We start from the raw sequence: 8476 nt of genomic DNA, 5'->3' as shown, positions 1-8476 counted from the left end.
TGGGTGGGCTGGGTGGGAGGGGTCTGCCCCAGTGGTCGGGGCGGCCCATCCATGGATAGGAGAGCAGGTGGTATCCGGCGGTGTCGGGAACCGTGGCCGGGGGCGCGCCGCCGGTCAGTGGGAGCCGCCAGAGGCCGGCGTTCCCGCTGGACCAGTAGATGTTCTCGCCTGCCACGGACAGGCCGGTGAAGGAGTCCGTGCTCGCCATGGCCGAGGACGCCACCTGGAGTCTGGGGTCCTTCACGATTGCGTCGGGCCGGGCGCTCGCGCGGAGGGTCGCCTTTCCGCCGGTGACCGGGGCGGTCCAGATGTCGACCACCCGACCGTCGCGGTCGAGGCGGCTCGTCCACCAGACGATGGTCCCGGACCCGAGGGTGAAATCGGAGGCGGGGATCTCCGTCTGGAGACGGACCAGGTCTTTCACTTCGCCGGTGCGCAGGTCGTAGGAGGCCAGTAGCCCGGCCTTCTCTACTTTGATCAGCATTCTGTCCCGGTCCAGGAAAAGGATCGGCTGGTACGGCTTGCCGTCCGGCAACCTCATGGGGAGTTCGTGGACCGCCTCCGGCCAGACATCCTTCAGCGGAGGGGGCAGACCCGGGACGCCGGTGGCGACGCGGACACGATCCGGGGAAACCAGCGACAACATGGCCAGGGCGACCGCTGCGGCGGCGGCAACGCCCAGCAGCCGTAACCGGTGAGCCTTCTTCATCGGGGCTCTCCCGAGGGCCGTACCAGAGCTTCCCGGATGAGGTCGGCGTCGTGCGCGGGACCGCAGCGGCGAATCGGCGCGTCGTTTTCTTCCACTCCCCTGAGACGACAGGGCGAGCCGATTTGTTTGCCTCCGGCCCGCCGTGACGTCCGAAGGTGAGCCGTTGTGGTCGATGGTTGCGTCGCAAGCCCTGGCGGCAGCTGGGCGTTGATCTCGCGACCGCTCCCCTGGGCCGGAATACCATGATCATCCGTCTTCCGGAATGAATGGAAATCCGTTCGGAAAGCCGCCGTACAGGGTGGGGCGGGGAAGGGCCTTGGACGGCCCTCCCCCGCTGTCGGTTACAAGTGCAGCTGGTCGATCAGCGCCTGGGCGTCTCTGGCCAGTGCCGCGCGCACCTCCGCGTTGTTGACGTAGCCGCGCTTGGACAGATTCTCGATGAATCGCACGAGTTCGTCCCTGGCCGCTCTCGGCTTGTTCTTGCTCAGGCTGTACTGAGCGTCCTCAAGATTATTGAGCAGCTTATTGGCGCCGTTCACGGTGATGTTTCCGCTGTCTCTGAAGCGGTTGACCAGCGTGGTGAGGTCGGCGTAGGACGTGGTGGTGGTGAAGGCCACCGACTGTGTGGTGGTCTTGCCCGCCTTGTCCTTAGCCGTGGCCGTGAGCGTGTGCGCGCCCAGCGGCAGCTTCCACAGCGGCACCGCGGTGCCGGAGGTGACCGGCTGGCCGTCGACGGCGAGCGTGACGGTGTCCACGCCCGATGTCGCGTCGGTCGCCGTCGCCACGGGGGTGATGGAGGCCGAGTCGCCGTAGGCGGTTTCGGCCACCCCGCTGACCGTCAGGACCGGGGCGGTCTTGTCGATCTTCACGGTGAGGGTGCCGACCGGCGAGATGTTGCCCGCGGTGTCGGTGGCCCGGTAGCTGACCTCGTGGGTGCCCTCCGTGTTCAGTGTCACCGGGTTGTTGGCGTTCAACCAGGTGGTACCGCCGTTGAGGGAGTACTGACGGCTGGCGACCGCGCCGTTGTCGGTCGCGTTGATCGTCACGGTGACGTTGTCGGTGTTCCAGCCGTTGGCGCCGTTCGGCGCCGCCGGGTTGGTGGTGGCGGTCACGGTCGGCGGCGTCTTGTCGCCCACCCCGTCACCCGAGAAGGTGAAGGAGTCCACCTCGACGCCACCGGTGGAGGTGACGAACAGCTTGCCGCTGCCCGTGGGGGCGCCGGCCAGCGAGGTGTTCACCGTCTGCCAGCCCGAGCCCGCGGGGATGCTGACGGTGGCGAACGGATCGGCGGTGGCCGAGTTCCAGCGCAGCGACAGCGTGCCCGCGCCGGAGGCCTTGGTCTGGATCGAGTTCACCCCGACGAAGTTGACCGGGTCGTACGCGATCGAGTCGCCCGGGTCGAACGAGGTGATCTTGCCCTTGCCGGAGGCGCCGTCGTCGTCGGTGTCGGTGACGCCGTTGAGCTGGTCGGCGTGCTCGGCCTGCAGCAGCTTGGGGTTGAGGACGAGGCTGGCCTCGCCCAGCGCGGCCGGGATGCCGCCCGCGCCGTTGTCGCGGTACTGCACCACGACGACGCCGAAGATGTTCTCGGTCTCACCGTGATCGGGGGCGTTGACCGGGGTCGGCCAGGTGCCCGAGCAGCCGGTGCCCAGCGTCTCCGGGTGGGCGTGGGTGTCGTGCCCGAGCCCGAAGGTCCACTGCATCCGCGAACAGACCGGCGTGTTGCCGTCCTCCGCGTCGTTGACCGTGATCTGGTACGGGATCGCGTTGCCCCAGTCGAAGAACGCGCCGTTCGGCGGCGTGGTCACGGTCACCACGGGCGCGGTGTTGCCCACGGTGATCTCGATCGAGGTCAGGCCGGCCCGGCCGCCGGAGTCGGTGACCCGCAGCCGCGCGGTGTACTGGCCTTGGGTGGCGTAGGTGTGGCTGGTGGTGGCTCCGGTGGCGTCGAAGTCGCCGTCGCCGTCGACGTCCCATTCGTAGGTGAGGGTGCCCGGCTCGGTGTCGGTCGACCCGGAGCCGTCGAACTGCACGGTCAGCGGCGGCGCGCTGGCCGAGGCCTTGTCGACGGTGATCCTCGCCTGCGGTGTCTTGTTGTCGGGGCTGTAGTCGATCCGGTAGAGGCCGGCGTCGGGGTTGGCGCGGAAGAAGCCGTCGCCGTAGTCGAGGACGTAGAGCGAGCCGTCGGGGCCGAACTCGATGTCCATCGGGCTGTCGGTGAGCGGCTGGGCGGCGGTGCGCAGCGCGCTGTTGGGCAGGAAGTGCTCCAGCTTGGTGACCGGCCCGTCCGGCCCGGCGATCGTGAAGGCCGCCAGGTAGTCCTGGGAGAACTCGGCGAAGAACGCCTTGCCGTCCCAGTACTCGGGGAACTTCGACGTCGAGGGGTTGGCCGCGTCGTAGTGGTAGATCGGGCCACCCATCGGGCCCTGGCCGCCGGCCGACTCGAAGTCGACCAAGCCGGCCCATTCCGCGGGCTGGTGGGTGTTGTTGTCTCCGTAGTAGAGGTCGGCGGGCGTCGCGGGCGGCAGCTGCGCGAGCCCGGTGTTGAACCGGGAGGTGTTGGTCGGCCCCGCCGCGCAGTCGAACCACTCGCGCGGCTGGGAGGTCGCGAAGTCCCAGTTGTTGTAGTTGAAGTTGTCGCCCGTGCAGTACGGCCAGCCGCTGTTCATGGGCTTGGTGATCGGGGTGACGTTCCACTCGACGTAGCCGAGCGGCCCGCGAGTGGGGCTGGCGGATCCGGCGTCGGGCCCGTAGTCGCCCCACGAGACGGTTCCTGCCTGTGCGTCCACGTCCATCCGGAACGGGTTGCGCACGCCGGTCACGAAGACCTCAGGCCGGGTCTTCTCGGTGCCCGGCGGCCACAGGTTACCGGCCGGGATCGTGTACGACCCGTCGCCCTGCACCTTGATCCGGAGGATCTTGCCGCGCAGGTCGTTGCTGTTGCCCGCGCCGCGCCGGTCGTCGAAGCCGGGGTTCATGCCGGGCGCGTCGTTGTTGGGCGCGTAGCCGCTGGCGCCGGGCGTGCCGGCGGGCGTGTTGTCGCCCGTGGCGAGATAGAGGTTGCCGTCGGCGTCCCAGTCCATGTCACCCGCGACGTGGCAGCACTGCCCGCGCTGCGTCTCGACCTTGATGATGACCTGCTCGGTGGCGAGGTCGAGGGCCGAGCCGGTCCACTTGAACCGGGAGAGCTGGTTGTAGCCCTTCCACTGGTCCCAGTAGCTCTCGTCCTGGCCAGCCGGGAGCGAGTTGGGCGCCGAGCCGGTCGGGGTGGTCTCCACGTAGGGCGCGGTCATGGTGCGGGGGGCGTAGTAGACGTACACCCACTGGTTGGTCGCGAACTCGGGGTCGAGGGCGATCGTCTGGAGGCCGTCCTCGGAGTTGGCGTAGACCGGGATGGTGTTGATGACCGTGGTGACGCCGGTGGCGGGGTCGGTCAGGCGGATGTCGCCGTTGCGGGCCGTGTGCAGGACCCGGCGGTCCGGCAGCACGGCCAGGTCGATCGGCTCGCCGACGTTCTTGGTGAGGGTGATCTTCTCGTAGTTCGACCAGGTGGTCGCGGGCTCGGCGGCGGCGGCCGGGGACGGCACCGCGAGCAGGCTTAACGGGAGCGCCAGAGCTGTCACCAGGACGCCCAGCGCCTTTCGGGTACGCTGCATGAAGGTACTTCTCCTAGGCGAGGAGTATCAGGACCGGACCGCCACGCCCGCCGGGGGCAACGGCGGATGCGCATGGCGGTCCGGCATCAAACGTGACCGGTGACGCGCTTACTCGTAGAAGCGGTCTTCCTTCATGGCCGCCCAGTTCTCGTAGCTCAGCCGGGCGAAGTCCAGGGACTGCGCCGGGTTGGCAGTTCCGCCGGGGGCGTTGTCCTGCTCGTACATCGGGTGGTGCTTGTCCCGGATCTTGACCCGGTTGAAGAACTCCTTGTAGCCGATGTCACCCGTGCCGAACGGAACCATGTCGTAGCCGTTGGCGGTGGCCGGGTTGAGCTTGCCGTCCTTGACGTGGAAGAGCGGGTAGCGCTTCTGGTTGTCGCGGACGAGGGTGAACGGATCGAAGATGTCGGTCTGGACCGATCCGTCCGGCGCGGTGAAGAGGGTGTGCTTGTACTGCGCGACGTGCGCCCAGAACAGGTCCATCTCCAGGAAGATGAGGTGCTTGTCGGTCTGGCTGAGGAAGTACTCCAGCTTGCGGATGCCGGAGGAGCGGGTCGGCCGGCCCTGCGCGTCCAGCGGGCCGCTGTCCAGCAGGAAGTTGTAGGCGGCGTCGTGGTTGTGGGTGTACAGCTTGAGCCCGGCCGCCTGGGCCAGCTGGCCGAGCGCGTGCCACTTCTCGATCGCGACGTCCCAGTCGGCCTTGAAGTTGCTGCTGGTGGGGTCGCTGCCGGTGCCGATGTGCTGCATGCCGATGATGTTGGCGATCTCCAGGGTTCGCTGGAATCGGTCCAGATCGGCTTGGCTGAGCGGCCACGAGCCGGGGATGAAGCCGTGGTTGCCCTGGGCCTTCAGGCCGTTGTCGTCCAGCCAGGTACGGAGTAACTGGGCGCCCTCGACGGTCTCGAGGTTGGCGCCGCCTTCGGAGTTGGCGTTCTGGGTGTAGCCGGCGAACTCGACCTGGGCGTACCCGATCGCGGAGAGCGCCTCGAACACCTTGCGGAAGCCGGATGGGAGCGGGCTGGTCAGCGGGTTGCGGCTGATGGCGTCACGAACGGTGTAGAGGATGATGCCCCGCTGGGACGCGGGCACCAGGGCGCTCCGCTCGTCTCGTACGGGAGCTGGGTCGGCCTGGGCCGCGCCGGGAAGGGCGAGCGGGATGGCCGCCGCGGCGGCCATCCCGGTGGTCGCGGCCATGAACTGCCGTCGGTTGAGTCCGAGGCTACGGCGGAGCGAGTCTTCTCGGGCATGCGTGTCGCTCACGCTTACTCCCTTTCGATCGAGGGACGCGTGCGCCGATCACGTCACTGTGATTCATGTCAAGCCCGCGAGCATGCCACCGCTGTTGAGCCGAGCGATCACATTGTTACTACGTGACTAGAACGGGGTCAATGGTTCCGTCATCCCCGCCTTGGTCGGTACGCAGGGGAATGCTCATGTCACTCTGGGTCATATCCGCAGTACAACGTCACATCGAGCCAATTTTGGTCACGAATCGGCAGACTTCTGTTGACAAAAATCAAAAGTGGTATCTATTGTCACGAAATGTGTAGGACATGTGCGGTTACGCCAACAAAACATCCGATGTATCCGTGGTGAAGGAACGCACCTCAACCATGTCCCCTGTCGTCCCTCGTCTTCTGGAAGATTCGGTTCGGTCCCTTCCACCGTCGCGCCGAGACGGTGGGCTTCAGGGAATGCCACCCCGGCCCGAGTTTTCCGGATGACCCGTCCGGTCCTCTCGCGTCCGGGCGCGATGGGTTCCTCCATCGCGCCCGGACGCGGATACGACACGATCGCCGCCGGGGGCGGTTCCCGGTCCGGCCGGATAACCCGTCGCTCGATCACCCGAAGACAGTCCCTCCCCCGCTCACGACCGCCCGTTTTGTGGCGTTTCGTCGGCCCGAGGAGTGCCCGCAGCTCGAAGGCCATAGCCATGGTGTCGCATGAATCCCCCCGCGTTCAGACGTGGGCGAGCTGCCCGGCCGGCCGCGCTGCGATCGGCGTGAATGTGCGGGGCCGATCCTCCAGAACCTGCGCCGCCCGCGGGCAGACGTCCTCACGGTAACGCGGCCCGATGAGCTGAATTGACGCCGGCTCCCCCAGCGGTCGAGCATTGCCCTGGCGAACGGCGAGTACAGCGCCGTCGCCGGCCCGGACGGGACCATCGCGCGTGCCGGTCCGACCGGGAACGGCGGGTGGGTGTTCGACATCCTCTGGCCCAGCTGACCGGCAGGAAGAACTGTCAGATCCAGAAGGTGTCGTGGCGGAAGTAGAACTCGGTGAGTTCCTCCTGGCTGGGGCGGCCGGTGGCGGCGAATTCGGCGAGGCCTTCGAAGTAGCCTTCGCGGGGGGCGCCGGGTGCGAAGTGCAGCAGCATGGAGGCGGGTGCGCCGGATTCGTTGCGGAAGCCGTGGATTCCGCCTTCGGGGACGTGGATGTAGTCGCCGGGGCCGGTGTCGATCCAGCGGGTGCCGTCGAAGATGCGTACGGTGCCGGTGAGGACGTAGAAGGATTCGCTGATCGAGCGGTGGAAGTGCGGCGCGGGGCCGGTCGGATTGGGGCCCATCTCCCACCGGTAGAGGCCGAACTTGCCGTTGGTGGTGGCGCCGGTGGCGAGGTAGTGGGCGGCGCTGCCGGAGCCGTAGTCGATGTCGGGCCGCTGGTCGGTGGGGCGGTAGGTGGCGCTGATCTCGCCGCCGTCTCCGAGGTAACGCGGATCCGGATAGGTCACGACTCTCATCCCCCTTCGTGTCGATCTTCTCCATTGTGCCTGGACGCCCTCGGGGCGGGCGGCGGCGGGCGGCCGGGAAATGTCGGTGGGGGTCGCTATCGTCTCGGGTCATGCGCCCGGGTGAAGTGAATCGGCTGACCGTTGAGGAGGCCGCGGACCGTTATGTGGAGCTGGTCCGCGCCAAGATGGTGACCGGCGCCCTGTCCGCGGGCACCGGCGAGGTGTATGCGCGGGATGTGGCCACATTCGTGCGGCTCTCCGGCCCGGACAGGATCCTGGACGATCTGTCGGGCGAGGATGTGGACGCGATCCTGCTCGCCTTCGCCCGCAAACCCGACGAACGCCGGTCGACCTCGGGCCCGGAGGCGGCCCAGAGCGCGTCGTCACAGGCGAGGTTCCGGCGATCGGTGTCGGCGATGTTCAAACACGCGGCGCTGGCGGGCTGGGTGCAGCTGAATCCGATGCCGTCGGCGACCGTGGTGGCCCGCGAGCGGGGCGGGCTGCGTCCCGAACGCCGTGCCCTCACCAAGGAACAGGCCGAGGGTCTGATCGGGGCGGCCCGCTCCCCCGCCGCTCCGGCCAGGCCGCGCCGTCGCGACCAGCGAACCGACCTGCGAGACGCGCTCATCGTGCTGCTCCTGACCACGCTGGGGCCGCGGGTGTCGGAGCTGGTGCGCGCCAATGTCGAGGACTTCTACACCAATGACGGCGTCCGCTACTGGCGCATCTTCGGCAAGGGCGGCCGGACCCGCGACGTCCCACTCCCCCGCGACGTCGCCGCCGCCCTCACCGCCTACCTGCACGCGCGCCCGCCCGTCCCCGACAAGGCGCTACTGCTGTCCTGGCGCGGAAGACGCCTGGCGAGGGGCGACGTCCAAGCGGTCATCGATCGGGTGCAGGAGCGGGTGGACCCCGACCGCCGCCGCGCGGTCACCCCGCACGGGCTCCGCCACACCACCGCCACCCACCTGCTGGCCGACGGCACGGACATGGACGCGGTCCGCCGCGTCCTGGGCCACAGCGATCTCAGCACCCTCGGCCGCTACCGCGACGAACTGCCGGGCGAACTGGAGGTCGCGATGCGCGCCCACCCGCTGCTACGTCCCGCCCGCCCAGGCGGCCCCTCACCAATGACGACGTCCGCTACTGGCGCATCTTCGCCTGACGGCGTGCTGGGACGGACGTCCGCCGCCGATCCGGCTGATCTCGCGGGCCGTGACGATGCGCCCGGCTCCCACCGCGACCGGGGCTGACGACACGCCGACCCCGTGACCGCCTCCGCGCGGGCCGCCTCCCCGGCCTGCTCGGCTTCCGCGTCACCTCCGTCGCCGCAACCGAACTCACCACTTTGCTCACCACAGAACTCGACATCCGCTCGGA

Annotated in this window: 5 protein-coding genes; 1 reads left to right on the top strand and 4 read right to left on the bottom strand. The window is 68.5% G+C overall.

The window, feature by feature from the left end:
- From Aple_RS42720 to Aple_RS42705, 4 genes are all read right to left on the bottom strand, one after another.
- On the bottom strand, nt 1–709 hold a 709-nt coding region (locus Aple_RS42720), incomplete at its 3' end, for a hypothetical protein (protein ID WP_155350486.1).
- Nucleotides 710–1050: 341 nt separating this feature from the next.
- Complete coding sequence (locus Aple_RS42715; RefSeq protein ID WP_155350485.1) at nt 1051–4365, bottom strand: PQQ-dependent sugar dehydrogenase; 3315 nt, start codon at nt 4363–4365, stop codon at nt 1051–1053.
- 108 nt (nt 4366–4473) lie between these two features.
- Entirely contained in the window at nt 4474–5625 is a 1152-nt protein-coding gene (locus Aple_RS42710; RefSeq protein ID WP_218038788.1) for a sugar phosphate isomerase/epimerase family protein, read from the bottom strand.
- Nucleotides 5626–6607: 982 nt separating this feature from the next.
- Nucleotides 6608–7105, bottom strand: a complete 498-nt coding sequence (locus Aple_RS42705) for a cupin domain-containing protein (protein ID WP_218038787.1) — start codon at nt 7103–7105, stop codon at nt 6608–6610.
- A 101-nt stretch (nt 7106–7206) separates the two neighbouring features.
- On the opposite strand from Aple_RS42705, the gene Aple_RS42700 reads away from it, so the two are divergent.
- Complete coding sequence (locus Aple_RS42700) at nt 7207–8349, top strand: tyrosine-type recombinase/integrase (protein ID WP_155350484.1); 1143 nt, start codon at nt 7207–7209, stop codon at nt 8347–8349.
- The last annotated feature ends 127 nt before the right edge of the window (nt 8350–8476 follow it).

This window comes from Acrocarpospora pleiomorpha, from assembly GCF_009687885.1.
In the GTDB taxonomy this organism is placed as follows: Bacteria; Actinomycetota; Actinomycetes; order Streptosporangiales; family Streptosporangiaceae; genus Acrocarpospora; species Acrocarpospora pleiomorpha.
Note: the sequence above shows the minus strand (reverse complement) of the source record. Positions and strands in the feature narration are given on the sequence as shown.